17 protein-coding genes and 1 other RNA gene are annotated in these 23,364 nt (G+C 74.1%); 10 read left to right on the top strand and 8 right to left on the bottom strand.

Going from position 1 to position 23,364, the window contains the following annotated elements; genetic code table 11:
• Positions 1-130: 130 nt before the first annotated feature.
• Positions 131-337 (bottom strand): 50S ribosomal protein L31, encoded by a 207-nt coding sequence (gene rpmE / locus WMF20_RS49580; RefSeq protein ID WP_012241637.1) that lies wholly within the window; start codon positions 335-337, stop codon positions 131-133.
• A 560-nt stretch (positions 338-897) separates the two neighbouring features.
• Here rpmE and dnaK point away from each other — a divergent pair.
• The 3 genes from dnaK to WMF20_RS49565 all read left to right on the top strand — a co-directional run bounded on the left by dnaK (position 898) and on the right by WMF20_RS49565 (position 5,767).
• Positions 898-2,814, top strand: a complete 1,917-nt coding sequence (gene dnaK / locus WMF20_RS49575; protein ID WP_129580792.1) for a molecular chaperone DnaK — start codon at positions 898-900, stop codon at positions 2,812-2,814.
• A gap of 266 nt (positions 2,815-3,080) precedes the next feature.
• On the top strand, positions 3,081-5,105 hold the full coding sequence (locus WMF20_RS49570; protein ID WP_437609077.1) for a hypothetical protein: 2,025 nt from the start codon (positions 3,081-3,083) through the stop codon (positions 5,103-5,105).
• Positions 5,106-5,341: 236 nt separating this feature from the next.
• On the top strand, positions 5,342-5,767 hold the full coding sequence (locus WMF20_RS49565) for a TraR/DksA family transcriptional regulator (RefSeq protein WP_020742079.1): 426 nt from the start codon (positions 5,342-5,344) through the stop codon (positions 5,765-5,767).
• Positions 5,768-5,824: 57 nt separating this feature from the next.
• Here WMF20_RS49565 and WMF20_RS49560 read toward each other — a convergent pair whose 3' ends face one another.
• Together WMF20_RS49560 and def are read right to left on the bottom strand one after the other, a co-directional pair.
• The gene (locus WMF20_RS49560) at positions 5,825-7,420 is read right to left on the bottom strand and encodes a bifunctional metallophosphatase/5'-nucleotidase (protein ID WP_437609075.1); all 1,596 of its coding nucleotides are present in this window, start codon (positions 7,418-7,420) and stop codon (positions 5,825-5,827) included.
• A gap of 27 nt (positions 7,421-7,447) precedes the next feature.
• Entirely contained in the window at positions 7,448-8,023 is a 576-nt protein-coding gene (gene def / locus WMF20_RS49555) for a peptide deformylase (protein ID WP_437609073.1), read from the bottom strand.
• Between the two features lie 115 nt (positions 8,024-8,138).
• On the opposite strand from def, the gene WMF20_RS49550 reads away from it, so the two are divergent.
• Positions 8,139-9,062 carry a hypothetical protein gene (locus WMF20_RS49550; RefSeq protein WP_437609071.1) on the top strand — a complete coding sequence of 308 codons (924 nt, stop codon included), beginning with the start codon at positions 8,139-8,141 and terminating at the stop codon, positions 9,060-9,062.
• Between the two features lie 75 nt (positions 9,063-9,137).
• On the opposite strand, the gene WMF20_RS49545 is transcribed toward WMF20_RS49550, so the two are convergent.
• Complete coding sequence (locus tag WMF20_RS49545; protein WP_129580786.1) at positions 9,138-9,926, bottom strand: hypothetical protein; 789 nt, start codon at positions 9,924-9,926, stop codon at positions 9,138-9,140.
• Between the two features lie 276 nt (positions 9,927-10,202).
• Between WMF20_RS49545 and ffs the strand changes: the two genes are divergently transcribed.
• Positions 10,203-10,292, top strand: an RNA gene (ffs, locus tag WMF20_RS49540) — signal recognition particle sRNA small type.
• A gap of 87 nt (positions 10,293-10,379) precedes the next feature.
• Here ffs and WMF20_RS49535 read toward each other — a convergent pair.
• Both WMF20_RS49535 and WMF20_RS49530 read right to left on the bottom strand, forming a co-directional pair.
• The gene (locus WMF20_RS49535) at positions 10,380-11,852 is read right to left on the bottom strand and encodes a hypothetical protein (protein WP_437609069.1); all 1,473 of its coding nucleotides are present in this window, start codon (positions 11,850-11,852) and stop codon (positions 10,380-10,382) included.
• Positions 11,853-11,908: 56 nt separating this feature from the next.
• Entirely contained in the window at positions 11,909-16,177 is a 4,269-nt protein-coding gene (locus WMF20_RS49530) for a protein kinase domain-containing protein (RefSeq protein ID WP_437609067.1), read from the bottom strand.
• 345 nt (positions 16,178-16,522) lie between these two features.
• On the opposite strand from WMF20_RS49530, the gene WMF20_RS49525 reads away from it, so the two are divergent.
• Positions 16,523-17,929, top strand: coding sequence for a sigma 54-interacting transcriptional regulator (locus WMF20_RS49525; protein WP_437609065.1), 1,407 nt, complete (start codon positions 16,523-16,525; stop codon positions 17,927-17,929).
• A gap of 79 nt (positions 17,930-18,008) precedes the next feature.
• Here WMF20_RS49525 and WMF20_RS49520 read toward each other — a convergent pair whose 3' ends face one another.
• Positions 18,009-18,449: a deoxycytidylate deaminase gene (locus WMF20_RS49520; protein ID WP_129580783.1), complete on the bottom strand. Its 441-nt coding sequence runs from the start codon at positions 18,447-18,449 to the stop codon at positions 18,009-18,011.
• Positions 18,450-18,760: 311 nt separating this feature from the next.
• Here WMF20_RS49520 and purD point away from each other — a divergent pair, with 311 nt between their 5' ends.
• The 4 genes from purD to WMF20_RS49500 all read left to right on the top strand — a co-directional run bounded on the left by purD (position 18,761) and on the right by WMF20_RS49500 (position 22,590).
• Entirely contained in the window at positions 18,761-20,053 is a 1,293-nt protein-coding gene (purD, locus tag WMF20_RS49515; RefSeq protein WP_437609062.1) for a phosphoribosylamine--glycine ligase, read from the top strand.
• A 190-nt stretch (positions 20,054-20,243) separates the two neighbouring features.
• The gene (locus WMF20_RS49510) at positions 20,244-20,693 is read left to right on the top strand and encodes a hypothetical protein (protein ID WP_437609060.1); all 450 of its coding nucleotides are present in this window, start codon (positions 20,244-20,246) and stop codon (positions 20,691-20,693) included.
• A 166-nt stretch (positions 20,694-20,859) separates the two neighbouring features.
• Complete coding sequence (locus WMF20_RS49505; protein ID WP_129580782.1) at positions 20,860-21,738, top strand: FHA domain-containing protein; 879 nt, start codon at positions 20,860-20,862, stop codon at positions 21,736-21,738.
• Positions 21,739-21,741: 3 nt separating this feature from the next.
• Positions 21,742-22,590 carry an FHA domain-containing protein gene (locus tag WMF20_RS49500; protein WP_061626907.1) on the top strand — a complete coding sequence of 283 codons (849 nt, stop codon included), beginning with the start codon at positions 21,742-21,744 and terminating at the stop codon, positions 22,588-22,590.
• On the opposite strand, the gene WMF20_RS49495 is transcribed toward WMF20_RS49500, so the two are convergent.
• Positions 22,481-23,284 carry a DUF721 domain-containing protein gene (locus tag WMF20_RS49495; protein WP_437609058.1) on the bottom strand — a complete coding sequence of 268 codons (804 nt, stop codon included), beginning with the start codon at positions 23,282-23,284 and terminating at the stop codon, positions 22,481-22,483. The genes WMF20_RS49500 and WMF20_RS49495 overlap by 110 nt on opposite strands.
• Positions 23,285-23,364: the final 80 nt, after the last annotated feature.

Genomic DNA, 23,364 nt, shown 5'->3' with positions numbered 1-23,364 from the left:
GCGTGGGTCGGCCGCACGGGCCGGGCAGCGCGCTCGGGACGAGCGCGGGCCTACGCCACGCCCCGGGCGGGGGCGGCGTGACGGGCGCGTCTGTAAAGAGGGGATGTCGAGGAGGGGGCGAGCCGCCCGCCTACTTGCCAGCGGTCGCGTACTTCTTGCGGAAGCGGTCGACGCGGCCGGCGACGTCCATGATCTTGTGCTTGCCCGTGTAGAACGGGTGGCAGGCGGAGCACACGTCGGTCGTGAAGCTGCCGCGGGTGGAGCGGGTCTCGACGACGGCGCCGCACGCGCAGGTGATCGTGGAGGCCTTGTACTCGGGGTGGATGCCGGGCTTCATGGTGAGTCCTTCGGGTGTTGCGAGGGAGGGCGCCTATAGCTCAGGGCGTCTCGGACCGCAAGAAGCCCTCCAGCGCGCCGCGTGTCTCCCTGCTCCCCGCCTGCTCCCGCCGGAGTCTGCCGGACGGGCGTTCGGCGCGGGTTGCGTGAAGAGGTCGAGCGACCGGAAGGATCCTGGCGTGGCCGGCGGAGCCCGCCGCTCCGCATCGACGCGGCACCTCGGACCGGGGCGCCGGTTCGAGGCGCTCGACGGCGCGGAGCGCGGACGTTCTACCTGCGGCCCGAGGGCGCTCCCGTCAAGCGTCCGGCCCGGCTGGCCCCCGCGCACGGCAATTGCTAGGGGCGGCGTTGACGCTCGGATGCACATGGTTAGTTTCGCGGTCGCGAGCCAGCGAGCTCGCGAAATCCGGCGAAAGTATCCGAATTCCCAGCGGTTTTTGACGGCTCTGGAGCAGGGGCTCGCGGCAGCTGTCAGCCGGGCCCTGCTGGCCGGTCGGGTCTTCTCGCCCCCCCGGCGGCGACCAAGCCGTCGCGCAAACATTTCTCGGAGGGTTCAACGTCATGGGCAAGATCATCGGCATCGATCTCGGCACGACCAACAGCGTCGTCGCGGTGATGGAGGGCAAGGAGCCCAAGGTCATCGTGAATGAGGAGGGCTCGCGCCTCACGCCGTCCGTCGTGGCCTGGGACGACAAGGGCGAGGTGCTCGTCGGGCAGATCGCCAAGCGCCAGGCGGTCACGAACCCCACCAACACCATCTACTCGGCCAAGCGCTTCATGGGGCGCCGCGCCGAGGAGGTGCAGGACGAGACGAAGCGCGTCCCGTACAAGGTCAGCAAGGGCAAGAACGGCGACGCCTCGATCGAGGTGCGCGGCAAGCAGCTGTCGCCCCCCGAGGTCTCTGCGAAGGTCCTGCAGAAGCTGAAGAAGGCCGCGGAGGACTACCTCGGCGAGAAGGTGACCGAGGCCGTCATCACCGTGCCCGCGTACTTCAACGACGCGCAGCGGCAGGCCACCAAGGACGCCGGCCGCATCGCCGGCCTCGAGGTGAAGCGCATCGTCAACGAGCCCACGGCGGCCGCGCTCGCGTACGGGCTCGACAAGAAGAACGAGCAGGTCATCGCCGTCTACGACTTCGGCGGCGGCACGTTCGACATTTCGATCCTCGAGGTCGGCGACAACGTCGTGCAGGTCATCTCGACCAACGGCGACACCCACCTCGGCGGCGACGACGTCGACCACCTCGTCATGGACTGGCTCGCGGCCGAGTTCAAGAAGGACACGGGCATCGACGTCTCGAACGACAAGATGGTCGTGCAGCGGCTCAAGGACGCCGCGGAGCAGGCGAAGATCGAGCTGTCGAACGTGCAGGAGACGACGATCAACCTGCCGTTCCTCACCGCGGACGCCTCGGGGCCGAAGCACCTCCAGAAGCAGCTCACCCGGGCGAAGCTCGAGCAGATGATCCGGCCGCTCATCGAGCGGACGCTCGAGCCGACCCGCAAGGCGCTCGCGGACGCGAAGAAGACGCCGCAGCAGATCGACGAGATCGTCCTGGTCGGCGGCTCGACGCGCATCCCGCTGGTCCAGGAGACGGTCAAGAAGTTCTTCGGCAAGGAGCCGCACAAGGGCGTGAACCCGGACGAGGTCGTGGCCGTCGGCGCCGCGGTCCAGGCGGGCGTGCTCTCGGGCGACGTGAAGGACCTCGTGCTGCTCGACGTCACCCCGCTCTCGCTCGGCGTCGAGACGCTCGGCGGCGTGATGACGGTGATGATCGCGAGGAACACGACGATCCCGACGCAGAAGAAGGAGATCTTCTCGACCGCGACCGACAGCCAGCCGAGCGTCGAGGTCCACGTCCTCCAGGGCGAGCGCACCGAGGCCCGCTACAACCGGACCCTGGGCCGCTTCCACCTGGAAGGCATCATGCCGGCGCCCCGCGGCGTGCCGAAGATCGAGGTGACCTTCGACATCGACGCGAACGGCATCCTGTCGGTGCACGCCAAGGACACCGCCACCGGCAAGGATCAGCGGATCACGATCACGGCGTCGGGCGGCCTGAAGGAGGACGAGATCAACCGGATGGTCAGCGAGGCGGCGACGCACGAGGCCGAGGACAAGCGGCGCCGCGAGGAGATCGAGCGGCGCAACAAGCTCGACAACCTCTGCTACACGCTGGAGAAGACGATCAGCGAGAACAAGGAGAAGCTGCCGGAGAGCGACGTCTCGGCGCTGAACGGGATCATCGCCGAGAGCCGGTCGGCCATCGAGAAGCAGGACGACGCGGCCGTGACCGCGGCGCTGGAGCGGCTCGAGAAGGAGGCGCACCGCATCGCGAGCGTCATGTACGAGAAGGCCGGCCCGCCGCAGGACGGCGGGGGCGCCGCGCCCGGCGCCGCGGGCGGCCAGCCGCCGCCCCCCGCCGGCGGCAAGGGGAAGGACTCGGTCATCGACGCGGAGTTCGAGGAGTCGAACTGATCGCCGCGGGGTGAGCGGTCCTCGACCGGTGAAGCCGGCGCAACCGGCGCGACCGACGCGACCGATGCGACCCGCGCGACCGACGTACCCGATAGTACCGGCGCGATTGGCACAACGATGAACGAGCAACGAGCGCGGCTTCGTCCGCGCTCGTTTGCATCTGCGGCCGCGCCTCACGCTCCGAGGCGGCGCGGACCGCCATCTCCCCCCGCCGCGCGCTCCTTGGGCGTCGACTCGGATGTCCGGGGGCCGTATAACCGGCGCTCATGCGAACTCTCCTGCCGCTCGCCACCCTGGTCCTGATGGCCGGTCCCGTCGCCTGCGGGCCGGCCCCCACGCCTGCCGCGCCGACAGGAGCACAAGGCGAGGTCAAGGCCGGGCCCTCCCAGCCCGCAAGCCCCGCGTTCGATCTCTCCCCGGTCGCCGAGCCCGCCGACATCGTGGGCGTGCTCCGCTGGAGCAACCCGGCGGCCACGCTGTCGGGCGTCGCCGCCTGCGCCGGGCTGCCGCCGGCGCTCGCCGAGGCCGGCGCGCAGGGGCTCTCCGCGGGCGTCCTGAGCGAGCTCGTGAGCCCCTCGATCGACGCGAACCAGCTCGCCGCGGTGGTCGCGCTCGACGCGCCGGTCCACCTCGTCGTCGCGCTCGACGACAGCTCGAAGCGGGGCAACCCGGTCGCGGCCGTGTCGCTCGGCCTCACGTCGCTGGAGCGGGCCAGGGGCGCGCTCGAGGCCGGCGCCACCCTGACCGAGGTGAAGCCGGGGATGTGGAAGATCGGCGGCAAGGAGCGCGCGTCGTCGAGCTGCTTCCTGGCCGCGTCCGCGGGCTCGACGCCGGCGCGGCTCCTCTGCGGCGATCGAGACCGGGACGTGACGACGCTCGGGCCGTACCTCGCGCGCACGCTGCCGACGCTCGCGCCCGAGGCGCGCGACCTCCACGGCGAGGTCCGCTTCGTCCCGCTCAGCACGAAGTACGGCGACATGGCCAAGCAGCAGCTCGGCGGGCTCCCGATCCTCGCGCAGAGCCAGCTCTCGATCGGGCAGCCCCAGTTCGACCGGGCGCTCACCGACGCGACGACCGCGGTCCAGGCGGAGCTCGAGGCGCTGATCAACGACGCGAGCAGGGCGGTCGTCGACCTCAAGGTCGACAACCAGACCTGCGTGAACCTCACCGCGGCCCTGGAGCTGCGGGGCCAGTCGTCGTGGCTCGCGAAGACGATGGCCGACGGCGCGAGCCGCGCCGCGCCCGCGCCGGCGCTCTACTGGCGCGTGCCGAAGGACAGCCACGGCGCCTTCTTCGACCACGGCTACGACCCGGCGCACTACACCGGCATCCTGAAGACGCTGCGCGAGATGCTCGAGGGGTGGCTCGAGAAGGAGAAGATCGGCAGGCCCGCCGATCGCAAGGCGCTCGCCGACGTCCTCTCGCTGCCGATCAACCGGACGGCCAGCGTGTCCGCGCACGGGTACGTCGACGCGCCGCCCGCCGCCGCGAAGACCGGCAAGCCGTCGCCGAACGAGATCCTCGACGGCATGATGGGCGGCTTCGTCGGCTGGAACCTGTTCGGCTTCGAGGAGGCGCCGGACGCGCTCATCAAGTACCTGAAGAACGCCGTCACCGCCTACAACACGCCCGCGCTGCGCAAGCGGCTCCCGGAGCTCGACGTCGATCCGAAGGACCTGCCGACGGTCAAGACGGTGCAGGCGCCGAAGGAGCTCGGGAAGACGTCGCTCGCCGTCGAGATCCAGATCACGAGCGAGCTGCCGTCGCCCGACGCCGACGCGGCGCAGGCTCCCGGCGGCAAGGCCAAGCCGAAGCCCAAGGTCACGGTGACGCTGCACCTCCTCCTCATGGGCGACGAGAAGACGACGTGGATCGCGTTCGGGCACGACAAGCGCGAGCTGCTGAGGCGGCTCGCCATGGTGAAAGCGGGCGCCCCCGACACCGACACGCTCGCGTCGCGCCCGGGGCTCGAGAAGCTGAAGACCGGGAAGTTCGTCTCCGGTGGATTCTCGACGCTCGCCCCCATCACCCGCACGGTGCAGAGCGTCCTCACGAGCCTGGACAGCCCCGGCGCGGCGCCGGTGGCGCTGCCGCCGGAGGCGCGGCGGTTCGGCGAGGCGCTGGCGAAGCTCCCCCACAAGGGCGAAGGGCTGATGTTCATCACGACGCAGGAGCAGGGCGGCGCCGCGCCGCGCGCCGAGATCGCCATCAACGTGTCGAAGCCCGTGCTCGAGGACATCGGCGCGCTCCTCGCGGCGGGGCTCCAGATGGCCGGCATCACGAAGCCATAAGCCCGCGGATGCGCTATCACAGCGGGAGCCCAGCGTGGCCGCTCCTGCTCGGTCGTGTCCTCCGGAGGGCGCACGTAGCGCGTGCGCCCTCCGCCCACGTTCAAGACCGGTACGCGGATTGCCCAGCTCCCTGAAGAGATGAGAGGAAACCCATGAACAACCGTGAAGGTGCGAGTCGCGACGGAACGAGCCCCGCGCGACCGGAGACGTCCGGGAACGCCCCGATGGCAGCCCCCATGCCGAGGCCGCCCGTGCGCCGCGCGGCGCCCGATACGGACGACTCCGATCTGCCCGAGCTGACGCCGGAGCAGCTGAGCGAGCTCAGGCAGGCGCTCGAGGAGCGCCGGGCGAGCCTCGTCGCCAACATCGACGAGCGGCAGCACGCGGAGCGCGACGTCTCGCGGGAGGTGGGCGACGAGATGGACGAGGCGAACGCCGAAGGCGCAACCTCGCTGACGTCGAAGCTCCTGGAGCGCGATGTCCGGGTGCTCGCCGAGATCGATCGCGCGCTCGCCAAGATGAAAGAAGGGACCTACGGGATGTGCGAGGGCACCGGCGAGCCCATCGGCTATCGCCGCCTCAAGCTGCGCCCGTGGGCGCGCTACAGCGTCGCCTACCAGGAGCAGATCGAGCGCGAGGAGCGGACCGGCGGCGGCTCCTGATCCCGAACGCCAGCGCAGCGCACGCCCCGCGTCGATCGCGGGGCGTGCGGCCGGGCGCTAGCGGAAGCGCGCGTCCAGCGGGGCGCTCGAGCTCGTGCCGAGCGCCTTGGTCCACGCGATCACCGGCGCGCGCCAGTCGACGCCGGTCCATTGCGGGGACGGGTCCTGAGCCTGGAAGCGAAAGCCGTCCCCGCCGTAGTAGAGGAAATCGATCGTCGCGACGGTGTAGCGGCGCTCCTCGTCCAAGGGGCGCCCGTCGTGCAGGACGTAACGACCGCCGGCCGAAGGCGATAGGCCGACGAGCACCGCGTCGCGGTGGCGGAGCGTCTCGAGGATGTCGCTGCCCCGCAGCGAGCAGATGACGAGCTTGTTGTCGAACGGGAGGACGGAGAACACCGTCGCTTTCGTGATGGGCCCCCTGGGGACGGCCTGCCGGATGCCGTCCTTGTTCAGGATCGCGATGTCGACCCCGAGCTGCTCGCGCCACGACCCCGCGATCCAGCGCTGGATCTCGGCGGAGTCGCGCTCCATTCCGTCGCTCGAATAGCCGATCTGCTCGCCGAGCGCCGCGTCCAGCTCGCGCTGCCAGCCTGCGGCGGCCCTGGCGAGCGCCTCGTCCGGCGGGGCCGCGGGCGCGCCCTCCGGGTGGGCCACGTCGACCACCTCCGCGGCGGCCGACACGACGCGCTGCCGGAGCGGACGGCGGGGGTCGATGTCGAGCGAGACGCGGGCGTAGCTGCGCAGCCGCCAGCCAGGGTTGACGAGCGGGACGCCGCCCACGCGCAGCTCGGCCCTCGTGTGGCAGTGCCCCGCGCCGACGAAGGACAGGCGCCACTCGGGGTGACGCGCGAGGATCGGCGCGAGCACGTCCTGGCACTGGTGCGCGACGAGCACGAGCGCGTCGGGCGCGGCGCGCCACGCCTCGGGGATGGCGCGCGAGAGCGCCGCCTCCTCGCCCTCGAAATCGATGCCGTCGAAGCGGCTCGCCGTCGCGGCCTCGCGGGTGCGCGAGGTCGAGAGGCCGACGACGCCGATGCGCAGCCCGCGCCGCTCGAACACGGCGAAGGAAGGCAACGCGAAGGCGGAGAGCCCTGGATCGGTCACGCGCAGGTTCGCCGCCAGGTAGGTCACGCGAGACCGTGTCCGGTTCTGAAGAAAGGCGTCCCTGCCGAAATCGAACTCGTGGTTTCCGAACGCCGACGCGGCGTAGCCCATCCGCGCCATCGCGTCGGCCATCGGCGCGCCCAGGAAATAGGAAGAGATCGCGGGGCCGGTCCAGTTGTCGCCGCCGGAGAGCGCGAGCGTCGACGGGTCCTTGCAGGCCGGCGCTGGCGGGAGGTGGGGCGGAGCCCCGGACGCCGGGCCCGCGCAATGGCCCTCCCGCCCGCGCCACACGGCCAGCACCTCGGCCGCGCCGCCGAGGACCTTGCCCTCCTCGGCGGCGGGCAGGAGCCACCCGTGCTCGTCGGTCGTGTAGAGGAGGGTGACCGCCGCCGGAGCGCGCTCGGCCGGAGCCGGCGCCTGCGCGGCCGTCGCCGCTTCCCTGGGCTCGCACGCGGAGAGGGGCAGCAGCGCCTGCGCGCCGAGCGAGAGCGCGGCGATCGCGCGCGCGGCGCGGGGCCGTCGCGCCGCCGGCGCAGCGCTCAAGGGCATCGCGCAGGCTCCGCGCGGCGACGCACCTCAGCCGCCCATCCGCTGGATGAACGGGACGATGCGCTCGACGAAGGGCTGCTTGTGGTAGCGGTCGAACTCCGCCCACGTGCAGAGCGTGCGGGGATCCTTGACGCGATCGACGAAGAGCACGCCGTCGACGTGGTCCTTCTCGTGCTGGAAGGTGCCCGCCGACAGCCCGCGCACGACGCGGTCGATCGGCTTCCCGTCGCGATCCAGGCCGGTCAGGCGGATCTCGGTGGCGCGATCGACGACGCCCCTCAGGTTCGGGACGCTCAGGCACCCTTCGTAGTTCTCGAACGTCTCCTGCGTGAGCGGCTCGATCACGGGGTTGACCACGATCGTCAGCGGGATGTTCGGCTTGTACGGATATCGTGGGTTGTCCTGCACCTCGACCGCGAAGATGCGCAGCGGCGCATGGACCTGAGGGGCGGCGATGCCCGCGCCGTTCGCGTCGCGCATCGTCTCGACCAGGTCGTCGATGAACGCCTGCATGGCGGGAGAGGAGAGCTCTTCCGGCGTGACCTCGCGCGCTCGCTGCCTGAGGACGGGGTTGCCGATGTGGGCGATTTTCAGGAGCGTCACGCGCCGATCGTACCATACGCGCGCCATACGCGCGCGCCGCTACCCCCGCCCCGCGGGGACGCGCTCGCGCGCGCGGCCATGCGGCGCGCTGGAGCGTCAGCTATGGAGAAGGGCCATGCACTACTTCCCCGACGAGCCCCACGTCCCCGAGCAGCGGCAGGCGAACGCCGTCATGCACCTCCGCTTCGAGGACGTCAGCCAGAACGGACGGGTGATGCTGGACGCGCTGCCGCACGGCCTCGGGCCCGCGATCTGGGTGAAGCTCCTGCGAGCGAGCCCCATCGAGGCGCTGATGACCGCGCAGGGGATCATCCCGATCCTCACCCGCCTCATCATTGAGGGCGGCGACGGCCCCGTCGCGGCGCGGGAGCCGCTGGAGCTCAAGGGCAGCTACCAGCTCGCGCGCACGGAGGACGCCGCGTCGGAGGTGAACCGGCTGATCCTGGCCATGTGGCTCTCGGCCAGCGCGCGCCGCAGCCGGACCTACGGCCCACCGCCGCCCGGCGCCGGCGAGCCGATCCAGGTCGGCCGGGTGTTCGCGGAGCACGTCTTCACGCGGCCCTTCGCCGAGCCCGGCGCGCGCAAGGTGCTGCGCTTCGACGCGCCGGATCTGCCGCCCGTCCCGCCGGAGCGCTACGCCTGGCGCTCGCCGGAGGCGCTGATGGGCCTGCCGGCGGGCGCGGAGCCGTTCGACCCGGAGCCGACGCTGGATCCGGTCTCGATCGCCTTCGGCCTGGATCACACGGACGGGAACCAGCATGTGAACTCGCTCGTGTACCCGCGGCTCTTCGCGGAGGCCGCGCTCCGGCGGCTCGCGCAGCACGGGCACGGCACGGCGCTGCTCGCCCGCAGGGTGGAGGTCGCCTACCGCAAGCCGTGCTTCGCGGGCGCGCGCGCGAGGATCGTGCTGCGCACGTTCGCGATCGACGGCGCGCTCGGCGCGCTCGGCGCGTTCGTGCCGGACCCGCCGCACGGCGCCGAGGGCGCCGCCCCCGAGGCGCGCGCGTACTGCTACATCCGCACGCTGTTCCAGGGCTGAGCGGGCCCTCGGGCGAGCGCGCCGCCGCCGGACAGCGCGGACCGGCGAGCGGCCCGCGCGCGACGACCGGGCGCGCTACGCGCTCGCCGGGCGCGGGAGGCCGGCGCGATCGGCGATCTCGTCGTGGAAGGCGCGGAACGTCGACTCCTGCGGCCACGAGGGCGCGTCGGCAAGGAGCTCCCCGACGCGGGTGAGCTCGCCCTCGTCGATGGCGATGACGGCCGCGGCGTAGCGCATGGCCCAGAAGACGAGCGGGCTGACCTCGCTCGCGCGCTCCAGGAGCGCGCGGTCGCCCGGCACGCTCGTGTGCGCGAAGGCGCGGGCGAGCGCGCCGGCCGCCGCCCGCAAGGTGACCACCCGGTCGCGGAAAGGAGATCTGACGTTCGGGAGCGGGAGGCGCTCCAGGCGACCGGCGCGCTCGAGGGCCGCGTCGCGATCGCCCTCGAAGGTGTAGAGGAGCGTGTCCAGGAAGAGCCGGTGCTCGAGCGCCGCGTCCCACGCCGGCCCCCGCTCGGCCGCCGCCATGGCCGCCCGCGCCTTCTCGACCCAGCCGTAGGCGGCGAACGCCGTCGCCGTCATCAGCGGCGCCATCGTGGCGGGGTGCGGGATGCGGTGCAGCGTCGGCGACCAGCGCTGCAGCACCGAGCGCACGTCGCCCGAGCGGAGCAGCCGGCGCAGCTTGCGGCGCGCGAGCCAGCGGGCCGCGGCGAACGCGAGGACCAGACCGAGCACCGCCGCCATGATCACCGGCTGCTGCCAGGCGAACCGGAGCGCAGCCGCGGCCAGCGCTGCGGAGCCGGTGAAGAGCAGCACCGGAATCAGCCGGCTGCTCCGCCCCTCGTCCTCGGAATCGAACGGATCCACGACACCTCCAAGCGTACGGGGCTTCCCGAACGAGGCAAGTCCCGGGCGACGCGCGCTCCGGCGCCACCCACACCCGCGCGCGTCCCGCGCTGAATTGCACTCCGACTGCAGCCGGATGGCCCCCGGCGGGAGAGCCCGGCGAGGCATGGCCTCCGGGTGTTCGCCGCGCGGCTGAGATGCCGTGGCGCCGTCGACGCGCCGCCGCGCGCTTCATGGGGCTCGACACGGCGCCGAAGTTCGACTACGTAGTCCGTGCGTCAGGCGAAAGCCTGAACCTCATGGGTCCGCCGACAGCGCGCCGTGAACCCCGCCAGGCCCGGAAGGGAGCAACGGTAGCGGAAAGCGAGTGTGGCGGGCCCACTTGCTTTTTGTGGGCTCGATGCGCTCCCGCCCCCACCTCGGGCGCGGCCGCGGAGCCCGGTGCCAGGTCGCTGCCGCGGGCGCGACCGACCGTCAGGGCGCTTCGAGCGCCGCCGGCGCGATGGGCGCGACGGGCACGGAGAAGAGCGCGTCCGGGCTCGTCGTGATGCGCGGGACATCCGTGCTCCGCAGCGGGCTGACGCCGCCGGCGGCCAGGCGCTGCTGCACGATGCCCGCCTCCTCGTCGCCGCCCTCGAGCGTGATCGCCCCGAGGCGGCTGTCCCGGCCGACGTCGCCGTCGATGAGCACGCTCGCCCGGCGCGACGGGGTGATGGACGGGTTGCTGGACTCGAGCCCGTTGCCGCTGAGGACGAGCCCGTGGATCGCCGCTTGCGCCCGCTCCTGCCAGCTTACGCCGTCGCCCACGACCTCCTGCGCCTGCTCGCCGCTCGCGCTCACCACCGCCGAGTCGGCGAAGGTCCCGGCGATGCGCATGCCGTCGATGATGATGCCGCGCGCTTCGCCGCTCATCCCCAGGCCGATGGCCCTGTTCTTCTCGAGGACGCCCCCACGGAGCGCGACGGGCTGCTCCGGCGTCGTGTTCTGGATCCAGATCCCGGGCTGGTTGCCGCTCACCTCGAACCCCGCGCCGTCCCCGCCGATGGCCGCGCTCGCGCCGTCGATCAGAAGACCGAAGCCGCTGTTGTCGGCCACCTTGAGGGACGTCGCCTCGAGGCTCGAGCAGCTGGACACGGAGACGCCGCCGCTCGGATCGAACCCGCTCAGGCCGTTGCCGCTCACCTCGACGCGGGACAGCGAGGCGCGCGCCCCGACGAGCGACACGCCGACGACCTTGTTGTCGCGGAGGACCGTGTCCTCGACCTCGAGATCCACCGTCGCCTCGCAGTCGCAGCCGCCGGTGCACTGCGCCCACAGCCCTGGCCCCCGCGAGCCGGAGACGACGGACCGCGCCACCGAGACGCGGTCGGCGTCGAACACGCTCAGGCCGTAGCGCGCCGAGCCCTCGATCGCCGCGTCGACGAGGTCGAGCGTCGCGCCGAGGCCGACCGTCACGCCGTCGGCCGCGCTCGCCGCGACGCGCACCGCCTCGATCCGCGCCCGCGCGCCGGCCGCGACCGCGACGCCGCCCTCGCCGACCGTGAGGCCCCGGAGGACGGCGCCGTCGCCGGCCGCGAGCGAGACGGCCGCCACGGTCACGGAGCCGGCGCCCCTGCCCAGCAGGCTCACGCCGGGCGGCAGATCGACGGAGCCGTAGGCGCCGGGGCCGAGCGCGATGCACACGCCGGGCTCGGCCGCCGCGGCGGCCGGCGAGAGCGCCGCGGGGCTCGCGACCTCGATCACCTCGGCGCAATCGACGGACCCGGCGCAGAAGTCGCCGTCGCAGAGCGCGCCGGCGGGGACGCCGACGCACGCGCCGGAGGCCGTGAGCGCGCCCGGGCACGCGCCCTTCGTCGGTTCAGGGTCCGACGCGCACCCGAGCGCCGCCGGGCCGAGCGCGGCCACGGCGGTCAAAACGAGAGCTGCCTGATTCCAAGCCTTCATCATGACGAACGTCTCCTGCGCGGCACGCCGCGCTACCCAACGAAAAGAGGCGCGGCCCCTCAGGACCCCGCGAGCACCGCGCGGCACTCGCGCGCCCGCGCGGCGAGCTCGCCCTCCACGAAATGCGCCGCCAGCGAGGCGGAGAGCTGCGCCGCGGCGGCCTCGGCGCGAGGGCGCGTCGCGGCGTCGCGCAGGCCCGCGCGGCAGATCGTCGCGAGGCCGAGCGCCACGTCGGCGAGGTACACGCGCCCGCCGCCCACCTCGGCGAGGCGCAGCGCCGCGCAGCCGGACTCGAGCGCCTCGCCGACGTGGCCGACCGCGAGCAGCGCCGCGGCCAGGTTGCGGTACGCGTCCGGGAGGTCGGCGCCCGCGCCGGCCTGCTCGCCCAGCGTCACCGCGCGCCGCGCGTGCTCGAGCGCGGCGCGCGGGCGCGAGAGCCGGAGCTCGACCTCCGCGAGGTTGTTGTGCCCGGAGGCGATCGCCTGGAGATCGCCGAGCCGCTCCTTCAGCGCGAGCGCGCGGGCGAACACCTCGCGGGCGCCGCCGAGGTCGCCCCTCGCGAACAGCGCGGCCGCGACGCCGTTCAGCGCGAAGCTCAGCGCCTGCGGGGACGCGCGCTCGTCGACCGCGCGCGCGGCCTGGCGGTAGCAGCGCTCGGCCTGCACCAGCCGGCCGCGCGAGTAGAACACCGTCCCGAGCGCGAGGAGCAGCTGCGACGCGGCCTCGCGGCGGCGGCCGTCGCCGGGCGGCAGCGCCGCGCAGACGCGCAGGCTCCGGAGCGCGGCCGCGCGGCAGGCGTCGAGATCGCCGTCGCGCCGGTGGAGCGCCGCGAGCAGGCCGACCATCGGGAGCGCCTCCGGCGCGGCGCCGCCGCGCTCGGCGAGCGCGATCGCCCGCTCGACGAGCGCGCGCGCCTCGGCCGTCGCGCCGCGCACCTTGAGCGCGAGGGCGAGGCGGTAATCCACGCGCGCGTCCCAGAGCAGCGCCGCGCTCGGGTCGCGCGCCGACGGCGCGGAGGCGCGGCGCTCCACGCGGAGGATCCGCGCCCGCGCCTCGTGGTACGCGCGCTCCGCCTCGTCGAGGCGGCCCGCCCGCCGGAGCGCGTCGCCGGCGTCGAGCAGGAGCCCGGCGCGCTCGTGCCACGCGAACAGCCGGCGCTCGCCGCCCGCCGACGCGGCCGCCGACGGGGCGCGCGCCTCGGGGCCGGCCTCGGCGCACGCGTGGATCTCCCGGGCCCGCGCGAAGTGACGCAGCGCCTCGGCGTTCTGCCCGAGCGACGCCGCGCTCGCCGCGGCGCGGGCGTAGGCGAGCGCGGCGCTCCGCGCGTCGCCGCCGCGATCGTGGTGCAGCGCCGCGAGCGCCGCCCCGACCTCCCCGAGCCCCCGCGGCGCCGCCGACATGCCGTCGAGCCAGGCGGCGACCGCGCGGTGCATCGCGCGGCGCACCTTGAGGCTGAGCGTGTCGTAGGCGATCTCCTGGGTCGCCGCCTCGGCGAAGACGTACTCGCAGTCCTCGGGGAAGGTCGACGCGTCGCGCGCGCGGATGAGCTGCTGATCCCGCAGCCGGCGCAGCACGTCCGCGGTGCTCGAGGCGCCGCCGCCCTGCGGCGCGACGCCGCGGAGGTGGTCGATCGCGCCCTTCCAGAACGTCCTGCCGACCACGGCCGCATGCGCCAGGACGGCCCGCGCCTCGCCGTCGAGCCGATCGAGCCGCGCCTGGACGATGCCCTGGATCGTCGCCGGCAGCGAGAGCCGGGCGAGCTTCTCCTCGTGCAGGATCCACGGCTCGCCGTCGCGCCGCTCGAGGGCGCCGACGTCGATGAGCAGGTACAGCGTCTCGGTCAGCGTGAGCGGGTTGCCCTCCGCGCGCTCGGCCAGGGCGCGGATGGCCTCCGCGGAGCAGCGCGCGGCGAGGCGCAGGCGATCGCGGGCCATGTCCTCGACGTGCCGCCGCGACAGCGGGCCGAGATCGAGGCGCGCGTGGCTCGCCTTCCCCTCGCCCCAGTGCGGCCGCCTCTCGTAGAGCTCGGGCCGCGCGGCGCCGACGAGGAGCAGCGGCGCGTCCGAGAGGCGCACGGCGAGGTCGTCGAAGAGGTCGAGGCTGGCGTCGTCCGCCCAGTGGATGTCGTCGAGCAGGACGACCACGGTCCCGCGCGCGGCCATGGCCCCGAGGAGCGCCGCGACGGCCGCGGCCACCCGCTTCTTGACGTCCGCGCCGCCCTCGTCGGGGACGATCGCGGTCGCGGGCGCGATCGGCGCCGCGCGGCGCGGGCAGAGCACGTCCGCGATCTCGGCCAGCGCGTCCTCCAGGGCGAGCGGATGGGGCGCGCCGCCGGCGTCGCCGCCCGCGCCTGCCCCGGAGGCGCCGGCCCTGAGCTTGCGCAGGACGACGTCGCGCGCGTCGTCGTCCTGGATGCGGAAGTGGGCGCGCAGGAGCGACGCGGCGAGGTGGTAGCTCGCATCCATCGACAGCGAGGAGCACGCGGCGCCGAGCACGACGCACGGGCCCCCCAGAGGCGGCGCCATCGCCCGGATCTCCGACAGGAGGCGGCTGCGCCCGACGCCGCCCGCGCCGATCACGGAGATGAACATCGCGCGCCGCTCCGCGACGACGGTCTCCAGCGCCTCGGAGAGCCGCTGCAGCTCCGCCGCCCGCCCGACGAAGCGGGTGCCCTGGCCGAGGAAATCAAAGCCGGCGATCGAGGCGTTCGCGGGCTTGAGGACGCGGAAGCTCGGCGCGTCGCCGCCCTGCGGCTCGACCTCGAAGAGGCCGGCGACCTGCCGGAACGTGGGCTGCGCGATCAGCACCGCGCCCGGCGCGGCGGCCTGCTGGAGCTGCGCGGCCGCCCTCAGGGCCTCGCCGGAGGCGTCGACCGGGGCGCCCGGCCCGGCGGCGCCGCTCACGAACAGCCTCCCCGTGCTGACGCCCACGCGCAGCCTCGGCCGGCACCCCGGCGGCAGCTCTGCGCCGAGCGACGCCGCGTCGATCGCGGCGAGCTCCAGCCCGGCGCGGACCGCCCGCTCGGCGTCGTTGTCGGTCGCGCGCGGCGCGCCGAACAGCGCGGAGACGGCGCCGTTGCCGCGGCCGCTCACGGCGCCGCCGAGCGCCTCGACCCGCGCGCGGACGAGCGCGAAGCAGGCCTCGCGAAGCTCGAGCTCCTGCTCCGGATCGAGCGGCGCCTGCCCGTCGCCGCCGGCCACGATCTCCGCCGAGAGCACGGTGCAGACGCGGTACTCGCCCGCCGACGGCGCGGCCCTCGCGGCGCGCGCGGGCGCGGCAGCGGCGTTCGGCAGCGTGGCCGCCAGCCCATCGGAGGGCCTCGGCGCGGCGCCGCGGCGCGCTTCCGGGACGCGCGCGAGCGCCTCGCCGAGTTCGCGCGCGTCCCGGAAGCGCGCCGCGGGCTCGACCGCGGCGGCGCGCCCGATGACCGCTTCGAGCGCTGGGCTCGCCGCGACGCCCAGCCCCGCGAACGACGGACGCCTGCGCGGGTCGACGGCGGCGAGGTAGAGATCGGCCCAGTCGCTCCCGTCGAGCGGCTGCTTGCCCGAGGCGAGCTGCAGCAGGATGAGCCCCAGCGCGAACACGTCGGTCCAGGGCCCGGTCGCGCCCAGCCTCGGGTCGAACTGCTCCGGAGCGCCGTAGAGCGGGGTGAACGCGTGCAGCGTCCGCGACGCCGCGAGCTCCTGCGTCGTGTCGGTCGCGGCCCCGCCGGCCGCCGGCGTCGCCGAGCGGCTCGTCTCGACGAGCGCCTTCGACAGCGGCATCGACGCGTCGATCACCTTGGCGATGCCGAAATCGACGACCTTGATCGTCGTCGCGCCGGGCGCCCCGACGAGGAACAGGTTCGCCGGCTTGATGTCGCGGTGCGAGACGCGCTCGTCGTGCGCCATCGCGAGCGCCGACACCGCCGGCGCGAGGAGCTCGATCGCCTCGTCGACGGGGTACGGCCCGCGCCCGGCGGCGCTCCGCGCGTCGATGTGCTGCGCGAGCGTCTCCCCCTCGAGCCACTCCATGACGAGGTACGGCGTCCAGTGGCCCTCCGGCGAGGTCGCGGCGGCGACGTCGAGCGCCTGGACGATGCCCGTCGTCCGGCGCGAGAGCCGGTGCAGCAGCCGCGCCTCGCGCTCGAACGTGTCGAGCAGCGCCCCCCGCTCTTCCAGCGATAGATCCGCGGGGATTTTCAAGCACTTGACCGCGACCTGCTCCTGGAAGCCGAGGTGCGTCGCCCGGTAGACCACGCCGAACGCCCCCTCCCCGGCCACGGCGTCCACCAGCAGCTTGCCGCCGATGGTGCTGCCCACCCAGCCGAACGGGTCTCCCGCGATCATCCGCGCAAATTCTACCGCCCAGATCACCACGCCGGGAGCGCGCCGCCTCCGCGGGGCGACGATCGCCGCCCCGCGCCGCCGCCGGTGGCCGAGGCGGCGAGGCGAGCGCGACAGCAGTCGCCCTGCGCGCGCGTCCATGCTACGCAGCCGCCTGCAAGGCGCGCCCTCGGTCCTGGCCGCCGTCCTGCGCGAGCTGCCGCAACGGTCCCCGGGACGGATCGCACGCGTGCAGTGGAAGGGCGCCGTCGGGCGCCCGGCGCGACTCTGGGGTGCGATGTGGCTGAGCCGGAGTTTGTTTCCCGCGATGGTGGCCCGCTCGAGGTCCTGATCATCACCCAGGGCTCGATGAGCACGCGGCAGCTGCCGGGCTCCGGGAGCGTCGTGCTGGGCAGGGACGAGGACGCCGGCATCTGCGTCCCGGACTCCTCGGTGTCGCGCCGGCACGCGGTGCTGCACCTCGGCCCGCCGCTCCGGGTCGAGGACCTCGGCAGCAGCAACGGGACCCGCGTGCGCACCCGGCACAGCAGCGCGGCGACCGAGCGCCTCATCGACGTCGGCAAGGGCGCGCCCGCGCGCGGCGCCGTCGAGCTCGCGCCCGGCGACGTGATCTACCTGGGCGCCGCGCGCGTCATCCTCCGGCAGAAGGACGCCGAGCGGGGCGCGCGCAAGGACGTCATCGTCAAGGACGACGCGATGCGCGCCGTCTACGCGCTGGCTGAGCGCGTCGCGAAGGGCCCCATCAACATCCTGCTCCTCGGCGAGACGGGCGTCGGCAAGGAGGTGCTCGCCGAGTCGATCCACAAGGCGTCGCCGCGCGCGGGCCGGCCGCTCCTGCGCCTCAGCTGCGTCGCGCTCTCCGAGTCGCTGCTCGAGAGCGAGCTGTTCGGCCACGAGCGCGGCGCCTTCACCGGCGCCGTCCGGGCGAAGCCGGGGCTGCTCGAGACGGCCGCGGGGGGCACGGTGTTCCTCGACGAGATCGGCGAGCTGCCGCTCTCGATCCAGGCCAAGCTGCTCCGGGTCATCGAGGAGCGGAAGGTGATGCGGGTCGGCGGCCTGACCCCCACGAAGATCGACGTCCGCTTCATCTCGGCGACGCACCGCAACCTCGAGGCCGAGGTGAGCCGCGGCGCGTTCCGGCAGGACCTGTACTTCCGGCTGAACGGCGTGACCCTCACCCTCCCGCCGCTGCGCGAGCGCCCCGGCGAGGTCGCGGCGCTGGCGCAGCTCTTCGCGGAGCGCACGGCGAAGGAGCTCTTCCCCAGCGAGGCCAGGGCCGCGGCCGTCCCGCTCTCGCCCGCGGCCCTGGCGGCGCTCGAGCGCCACAGCTGGCCAGGCAACATCCGGGAGCTGCGCAACGTGATCGAGCGCGCGGTGATCCTCGCCGACGGGGCGCCCATCGGGCCGGAGCACCTGCTCCTCTCCTCGCTGGCCGATCCCGCCCGTCCCTCGCATGAGCCTACCCTTCCGGCGCAACCGTCTCAGGCGCCCGCCCCGGCGGCCGCGTCCCCGAGCTCCCCGCAAGGGAATGCGAGGGGCGTGCCCGACGGCGCGAAGGGCGCGCTCGACGGCGCGGGCGCGGGCCCCACGCGGCTGCGCGACGCCATGGAGGCCCACGAGCGCGAGCGCATCGTCCAGGCGCTCGAGCAGTGCATGGGCAACCAGACGCGCGCCGCGGCGCTGCTCGGGATCTCGCGGCGCACGCTGGTCGAGCGCATCCGGGTGTACGGGCTGCCGCGGCCGCGCAAGGCCTGAGCGTCGCCTCAGCGTTGCGCGAGCCGCCGCGCAAGTCGCGCGAGGGCTCGCTCAACCGCGCGCCCGCGCGCGCAACGCCTCAGGCGGGCGTCTCGCGACGCGTGAGCGGGGCGAGCTCGATCCCGAGCTCCGTGGCGAACCGGAAGATGCGCTCGTCGCGGTAGAACTCGCCGAAGACGACGCGCGAGATGCCCGCGTTCGCCATCATCTTGAAGCACCCCCAGCACGGCGAGGCCGTGACGTAGACCATCGCGCCTTCGATCCGCACCCCGTTCCGCGCGGCCTGGATGATCGCGTTCGCCTCCGCGTGGATCGTGCGCACGCAGTGGCCGTCCTCGATGAGGTGCCCCTCCTCGTCGCAGTGGGGCAGCCCCCGGATCGAGCCGTTGTACCCGGTCGCGAGGATGCTCTTGTCGCGCACGATCACCGCGCCGACGTGCTTCCGGTCGCAGGTCGCCCGGGACGCGACGACCTCGGCGATGCGCATGAAGTATTCATCCCACGAAGCCCGGTGAGTCATCGCTCGTCTCCACGGCGGGGATCCGCGCCCGCTGCCCCCTCGGTGCCGAGGCTCGCGCCCGCTGTCCCCTCCAGAATGTTCAGGGATCCGCCCTCCGGTCCCCGCGCGAGGAGGCCCGGCGGCGCGCGCTCGCGGCCCTGGCCGAGCCGCGCCACGCGCCCTGCGGGCGCTTCTATCACGATGTCGGGCGCCGCGGGGCCCCTCCCGGACGGGCGACCGCGCGAGGCGCCTCGACAGCGAGGGCCGCCGCGTGGTAGCGCGCGTGCGTGAGCTCCACTGCCAAACCACGCCGGTCAGATCGCCGCATCCTCGTGCTCGGCTCGGGGGGGCGCGAGCACGCCCTCGCGCGCGCGCTCGCCCGATCGCCCTCGGTCGCCGAGGTCATCGTGGCGCCCGGGAACGCCGGCACGACGGCGCAAGGCGGCCCCGGCCGCGCCCCGATCCGCCGCGCCGACCTCGCCTCGCTCTCGCCCGACGAGGCGACCCGGCTCGCCGTCCGCGAGCGCGCCGACCTGGTCGTCGTCGGCCCCGAGGCGCCGCTCTGCGCCGGCGTCGCCGACGCGCTCGCCGCCGCGGGCGTCGCCGTGTTCGGGCCGAGCCGCGAGGCGGCGCGCCTCGAGGGGTCGAAGGCGTTCCTCAAGGAGTTCGCCGCCCGCCACCGGATCCCGACCGCGCCGTTCCAGATCGCGCGCTCCTTCGACGAGGCGGCCCGCATCATCCGCGAGCGCGGCGCGCCCATCGTCGTGAAGGCCGACGGGCTCTGCGCCGGCAAGGGCGTCGTCGTCGCGGCGACCGTCGACGAGGCGCTCGCGGCGGCGAAGGACATGCTCGTGGATCGCCGCTTCGGCGACGCCGGCGCGACCGTGATCCTCGAGGACGCGATCGTCGGCGAGGAGGCCAGCCTGCACGCCCTCAGCGACGGCGAGGCGATCTTCGTCCTGCCGGCGGCGCGCGATCACAAGCGCGTCGGCGAGGGCGACACCGGGCCGAACACCGGCGGCATGGGCGCGTTCGCGCCGACCGCCCGCGTCACCCCCGAGCTCACCGCCCGCGTCGAGCGCGAGATCCTCCGGCCGACGATCGACGGCATGCGGGCGGAGGGGAGGCCCTTCCGCGGCGTGCTGTTCGCGGGCCTGATGATCACGCCCGCGGGGGACCCCATCCTGCTCGAGCACAACGTCCGCTTCGGCGATCCCGAGTGCGAGGCGCTGATGGAGCTCCTCGAGGGCGACGTCGCCGAGCTCTGCGCGTCGGCCGCGGCGGGCGCGCTCGACCCCGGGGCGGCGCGCGTCGCCCCCGGCCGGCACGCGCTCACCGTGGTCCTCGCGGCGCGCGGCTACCCGACGGCGCCCGTGGCCGGCGACGTCATCCGCGGCCTCGACGCCGCGGCCGCGGTCGAGGGCGCCTTCGTCAACCACGCGGGCACGGCGGAGCGGGACGGCGCGATCGTGACCGCAGGGGGCCGCGTGCTCGCCGTCACCGCCGCGGGCGACTCGCTCGCGGAGGCGCGGGAGCGCGCGTTCCGCGCCGCGAGCGCCATCGACTTCGACGGCAAGGTGCTCCGCCGCGACATCGGGGTGGACGGAGCGCGCGCCGCCGGGTGAGGCGCGGCGCCCGCGCGGCGCCGCGCTTGACCCTCGGCCGCCCGTCGTGCCTATCGTCTCACAGGGCGCGCCACCGCCGCCCAGGCCGTCCGCCGGGGTGCGCGCGGCGACGCGGCTTGCCGGAGAGCGCATCGGCCACAGAGAGACGGGGGGCGGCGCTGCGCCGCTCCCGACGCGAGAGCGCGACACCATGGAGCCCATCGTCGATCTTGCCCCGGGCGCGGAGGACAACGCGCTCGCCGCCCACTTCGGCCGGCTCATCCGCGAGCACCTCGGCCGCGATCCGAGGCGCGTGTCCGATTTCCGGGCGCTGCGCGGCTCGGTGCTCGTCGTCGCGCAGGACACCGCCACGTCGATGACGATGCGCTTCGATCACGGGCGCCTCACCATCCACGACGGCGCCATCGGCATCCCCTCCGTCACGTTCTGCGGCGACGAGGCGGCGCTGCTCCGGCTCCCGGACATCGCGTTCCACCGCTGGCTGAGCTTCCCGAAGCTCGGCCTCTTGCACCGCCGCCAGAGCGGCCCCCTGCGCGAGCTCGCGCGGCTCGTGGCCAGCGGAGACCTCAAGATCTACGGCCTGCTCGCCCACCCGCGGCTCATCCTCACGCTGCTCCGGGTCCTCTCGAGCCACCGCTGAGGTCCGACCAGGTCGATCGCGCAGCGCCCGCCGGTGTGATACTGTACGACGGTAACGGACTTCACCGTCCGCGTTCAACGGGCGTTCTTGTGGGCTTGCAAACCTTTGCAACGCGGCCCAGAAGCTGGCTTTTGACGGCCTGTTGGGCTGTTGGTATGGCTCGATCATGGGCATCCGATTGCGCTACCTCGCCCACGATCTCGAGGTGCCGCTCGGCGAGTTCTTCATCGGACGGAGCGCCGACTGTCAGCTGTCGCTCGACGACCCGCTGGTGTCGCGCAGGCACGCGCTCTTGACCGTCGGCGAGGGCGGCGTCGCGATCGAGGATCTCGGCAGCCGCAACGGCGTGCTCATCAACGGGACCCGGATCACGGGCCGCCAGATCCTGTCGGACGGCGACAAGATCGCGATCGGGGGGCAGGAGATGTTCCTGCTCGGGGCGATCGAGCCGAGCTCGACGCACTCGCCGCGGAGCGCGCCGCTGTGGACCCGGCAGCAGAACGCGCGCACGGTCGACATGAGCGAGATGTCCTCGGGCGAGGACGACGGCGCGACGGCGATCGCCTCGCGCAGGTCGCTGCCCGGGCTGATCCCGCAGCACCCCGACAAGCGCGTGCACGCGCTGAGCCTCATCGGCAGCGTCGCCGACAAGGCGCTCGCCCTGGGGCGGGTCGACGAGGCCGAGCGCATCCTCCAGCGCTCGCTCAACGACATCCTCACCAAGGCGCGGGAGGGGGGCGTCGGCGCCGTCCAGCCCGAGCTGGTCGAGAAGGCCAGCACGTACGCCGCCCGCCTCGCCGCCGCCACCGGCCGGGGGTCGTGGATCAACTATATTTTCGAGCTGAACACGCGGCTCGAGCTCCTGCTCCCCGCCTACCTCGTCGATGAGCTGTATAGTGTCCTGCGCAAGGTGAAGGCCGTCGACATGTCCATCCTTCGTGGCTACGCGAAGCGGCTCCGCGAGCGTGCGGGAGAACGTACCCCGGCGGAGCGGTTCATCCTCCAGCGAATCGAAGGGCTCGAGCGCCTCGGCGCACTGAAATAGACCATGCCTTTCCGCCTCCGGTACTTGGCGCACGATTTCGAGCTCCCCGAAGGGCCCTTCGTGATTGGCCGGAGCGGCGACTGCCAGCTCTCGCTCGACGATCCGCTGGTGTCCCGGCGCCACGCCACGCTGCAGGTGCGCAGCGACGGCGTGGCCGTGCTCGATCTCGAGAGCAGGAACGGCGTGTACGTGAACGGCACGCGCATCTCCGGCCAGCGCGAGCTGGTCGACGGCGACCGCATCATCATCGGCAGCCAGGAGATGCTGCTCTACGGCGGCGAGGAGTCGCGGCCCCACGACGCCTACGGGGTCGAGTTCCGGCGCGCGACCGCGACGCTCGGCGCGATGGCGCTGACCGAGATGCGCAAGATGTCGGACGACCCGACGGAGCTCACGAGCCCGACGGGCGACGGCGGCTCCAAGGGCTTCCAGTCGCTGCGCCTGCTCGCGAGCCTCGCCGACAAGGCGCTCGCGATGGGGCGGAGCGAGGAGGCCGAGCGCATCCTGCAGACCGTGCTGATCGACATCCTGAGCCGCGCGCGGACGAACGTGCCGCTGGAGATGCCGGCCGCGGAGCTCGCCGCGCGCTACGCGGCCCGCCTCGCGGGCGCGACGACCAAGGGCACGTGGGTCAACTACGCGTTCGAGCTCTTCACGATCGCGCGCCGCCCCCTGCCCGGCCCCGTCGTCGACGAGCTCTACACGGTGGTCCGCCGCGTGAAGTCGCTCGATATCCAGCCGCTCAGGATCTACCTCGACGACCTGCGCCGGATGGCTCCTTCGTTCGGTCCGACCGAGCGGTTCTTGATGCAGCGGATCGAGGGTCTCGAGCGGCTCGTCGCGGCGAAGTAGCCGCCGCCTCGTCGTCCGGCGCGGCGGTCGCCGGCGCGGCGGCCCGCGGTGACGCGCGCGGGCCCGGCGGCGCGGCTGCGCGCGCGGGCGCCCGAGAGGTCGCCGGCATCGACGACGTCGGCGGCGCCGGCGCCGGCGCCCGGGAGGGCTGCGGCGGGGCCGCGGCGGGGGCCGGCGGCTCGTTGCGAGGGGCCGGCGGCTCGTTGCGAGGGCGCGCGCTCGCGCTCGCCTCTGCTTCCTGCCAGCCGAGGTTCCTCGCGGCGGCCTTCGCGATCGCGTCGCGCAGCTCGGAATCGGCGACCTTCCCGAGCTCCTGCCGCACCTCGACCGGGAGCGGCGCCTCCTTCGGCGCGGGGCGGACCTCCTCGCGCCACGGCGGGCGCGCGACCGGCTCCACCTTGCCGACGCGGAACCGGAGCGACTGCACCGCGAGGCCGCGCGCGCGGAGCTGCTCGGTGATCACGTCGCCGAGCATCGAGAGCTCCTGCGCCCACGTCGAGCTCGCCGCGCGGACGTGAAGGACGCCGCGCTCCAGCTTGAGCGGCCGCGCGCGCGCGGCGATCCGGGATCCGACGGCCGCCTCCCACTCGCGGAACGGCATCGGCGCGGTGTCGACCTCCGTCGGCGCCGAGAGCGACGACTCCCGCTGGATCAACGCGCCCAGCCGCTCGATGCCTCGGGTCCGACGCGACATGCGCGCCGAGCGTAGCAGCCCGACGGCGGCTTGTTCCGGCGGACCGCGGCGTTCAGGATCGCCCGACGTCACGGACGGCC

The organism is Sorangium sp. So ce834, assembly GCF_051521425.1.
In the GTDB taxonomy this organism is placed as follows: Bacteria; Myxococcota_A; Polyangia; order Polyangiales; family Polyangiaceae; genus Sorangium; species Sorangium cellulosum_D.
Note: the sequence above shows the minus strand (reverse complement) of the source record. Positions and strands in the feature narration are given on the sequence as shown.

Coding starts and splice junctions, on each gene's coding strand:
- rpmE (WP_012241637.1), bottom strand. CDS start 337: ATGAAGCCCGGCATCCACCCCGAGTACAAGGCCTCCACGATCACCTGC.
- dnaK (WP_129580792.1), top strand. CDS start 898: ATGGGCAAGATCATCGGCATCGATCTCGGCACGACCAACAGCGTCGTC.
- WMF20_RS49570 (WP_437609077.1), top strand. CDS start 3,081: ATGCGAACTCTCCTGCCGCTCGCCACCCTGGTCCTGATGGCCGGTCCC.
- WMF20_RS49565 (WP_020742079.1), top strand. CDS start 5,342: ATGCCGAGGCCGCCCGTGCGCCGCGCGGCGCCCGATACGGACGACTCC.
- WMF20_RS49560 (WP_437609075.1), bottom strand. CDS start 7,420: ATGCCCTTGAGCGCTGCGCCGGCGGCGCGACGGCCCCGCGCCGCGCGC.
- WMF20_RS49550 (WP_437609071.1), top strand. CDS start 8,139: ATGCACTACTTCCCCGACGAGCCCCACGTCCCCGAGCAGCGGCAGGCG.
- WMF20_RS49535 (WP_437609069.1), bottom strand. CDS start 11,852: ATGATGAAGGCTTGGAATCAGGCAGCTCTCGTTTTGACCGCCGTGGCC.
- WMF20_RS49530 (WP_437609067.1), bottom strand. CDS start 16,177: ATGATCGCGGGAGACCCGTTCGGCTGGGTGGGCAGCACCATCGGCGGC.
- WMF20_RS49525 (WP_437609065.1), top strand. CDS start 16,523: ATGAGCACGCGGCAGCTGCCGGGCTCCGGGAGCGTCGTGCTGGGCAGG.
- WMF20_RS49520 (WP_129580783.1), bottom strand. CDS start 18,449: ATGACTCACCGGGCTTCGTGGGATGAATACTTCATGCGCATCGCCGAG.
- WMF20_RS49510 (WP_437609060.1), top strand. CDS start 20,244: ATGGAGCCCATCGTCGATCTTGCCCCGGGCGCGGAGGACAACGCGCTC.
- WMF20_RS49505 (WP_129580782.1), top strand. CDS start 20,860: ATGGGCATCCGATTGCGCTACCTCGCCCACGATCTCGAGGTGCCGCTC.
- WMF20_RS49500 (WP_061626907.1), top strand. CDS start 21,742: ATGCCTTTCCGCCTCCGGTACTTGGCGCACGATTTCGAGCTCCCCGAA.
- WMF20_RS49495 (WP_437609058.1), bottom strand. CDS start 23,284: ATGTCGCGTCGGACCCGAGGCATCGAGCGGCTGGGCGCGTTGATCCAG.